3 protein-coding genes are annotated in these 1,767 nt (G+C 73.0%); all 3 read left to right on the forward strand.

The features are described from left to right. Positions 1–51 precede the first annotated feature (51 nt). On the forward strand, positions 52–699 hold the full coding sequence (hisH, locus tag IJH84_RS01405) for an imidazole glycerol phosphate synthase subunit HisH (protein ID WP_295139309.1): 648 nt from the start codon (positions 52–54) through the stop codon (positions 697–699). Then, positions 696–896, forward strand: a complete 201-nt coding sequence (locus IJH84_RS01410; RefSeq protein ID WP_295139312.1) for a hypothetical protein — start codon at positions 696–698, stop codon at positions 894–896. Before hisH ends, IJH84_RS01410 begins: the two co-directional genes overlap by 4 nt. Positions 897–959: 63 nt before the next feature. Then, positions 960–1,691 carry a bifunctional 1-(5-phosphoribosyl)-5-((5-phosphoribosylamino)methylideneamino)imidazole-4-carboxamide isomerase/phosphoribosylanthranilate isomerase PriA gene (priA, locus tag IJH84_RS01415; RefSeq protein ID WP_295139315.1) on the forward strand — a complete coding sequence of 244 codons (732 nt, stop codon included), beginning with the start codon at positions 960–962 and terminating at the stop codon, positions 1,689–1,691. The last annotated feature ends 76 nt before the right edge of the window (positions 1,692–1,767 follow it).

Here is a 1,767-nt window from a genome sequence, read left to right on the forward strand (position 1 = left end):
CGGATGCGATGAGCCGGCCGCGTCCGATGAGCCGACCGGTAGCCTGGCGGCGTGGCACGCGTCGTCGTACTGGACTACGGGTCCGGCAATCTCCGTTCCGCCGAGCGCGCCTTGGCACGCGCGGGCGCGGACGTCGAGGTCACCTCCGACCACCGAGCCGCGACGGAGGCCGACGGTCTCGTCGTGCCCGGCGTGGGCGCGTTCGCGGCCTGCATGGAGGGCCTGCGCGCGGCGGGCGGCGACAAGATCATCGATCATCGGCTGGCGGGCGACCGCCCGGTCCTGGGCATCTGCGTCGGGATGCAGATCCTGTTCGACCGCGGGGTCGAGCACGGTGTGCAAGCCGACGGCTGCGGGCAGTGGCCCGGTGCGGTGGAGCCGCTGCACGCGGACGTGCTGCCGCACATGGGCTGGAACGAGGTCGCCCCGGCCGAAGGCTCGGTGCTGTTCGCGGGCATGGAGCCGGGCACCCGGTTCTACTTCGTGCACTCGTTCGCGGCGCAGCGTTGGGAGATGTCCCAAAGCTCGGCGGCGCGGCAGTCCGGCAGCATCGCGCCTGCCCGCGTGACCTGGGCCGAGCACGGCGGCCCGTTCATCGCGGCGGTGGAGGACGGAGCGTTGATGGCCACCCAGTTCCACCCGGAGAAATCCGGCGAGGCCGGAGCGCAGCTGCTGCGGAACTGGCTGGTGTCGCTGTGAGGCGGCACGGGCTGATGCATCCGCGCGGGGCGGCGCGCGTGGTCGCCCTGCTGCTGGCGATCGGCGTGGTCGCCGGGTTCAGCTCCACCTACCTGGTGCAGGCGGGCGTGCCGGGCTGGCTGATCCTGGTGCTGACGGTGCTCGCGCTGGCGGTGCCGATCATCGCGGCCGCGCGCTCGTCCCGCCGCAAGCTGTGAGCGACGTCCCGAGCCCGGTGCCCCGGCGGGCGATCCGTTCGCGAGCCCGACGACAATGAGCACGTGACTTTCACGCTGCTTCCCGCCGTTGACGTGGCCGATGGCCAGGCCGTGCGCCTGGTGCAGGGCGCCGCCGGAACCGAAACCTCCTACGGGGACCCGCTGGAGGCCGCGCTGGCCTGGCAGCGCGCCGGTGCGGAGTGGATCCACCTGGTCGACCTGGACGCCGCGTTCGGCCGCGGCTCCAACCGGGAGCTGCTGGCCGACGTGGTGCGCAGGCTGGACGTGCGGGTCGAGCTCTCCGGCGGCATCCGCGACGACGACTCGCTCAAGGCCGCGCTGGCCACCGGTTGCGACCGGGTCAACCTCGGCACCGCGGCGCTGGAGGACCCGGACTGGGCCGACCGCGTGGTCGCCGAGCACGGCGAGCAGGTCGCGGTCGGGCTGGACGTGCGGATCACCGAGCAGGGGCACCGGTTGGCGGCCCGGGGGTGGACCAAGGACGGCGGTGACCTCTGGGACGTCCTCGACCGGCTCAACGAGGCGGGCTGCTCCCGCTACGTGGTCACCGACGTCAGCAAGGACGGCACCCTCAAGGGGCCGAATCTGAAGCTGCTGCGGGAAGTCTGCTGGCGCACCGATGCCCCGGTGATCGCCTCCGGCGGTGTGTCCAGTGTGGACGACTTGGTGGCGCTGTCGGAACTCGCCCCGATCGGGTTGGAGGGCGCCATCGTCGGACAGGCCCTCTACGCCGGCACCGTCACGCTGGAAGAGGCGCTGGCCGCGGTGCGCTGAAGGCGCGCTGGGCCCCGCGCCCGCGGGGCCGGTGCCCAGCTCTACCCTGGGAGCATGGCCGTTGCGGTGCGTGTGA

The sequence above is a fragment of the Saccharopolyspora sp. genome (assembly GCF_017434145.1).
GTDB classification, from domain to species: Bacteria; Actinomycetota; Actinomycetes; order Mycobacteriales; family Pseudonocardiaceae; genus Saccharopolyspora_C; species Saccharopolyspora_C galaxeae.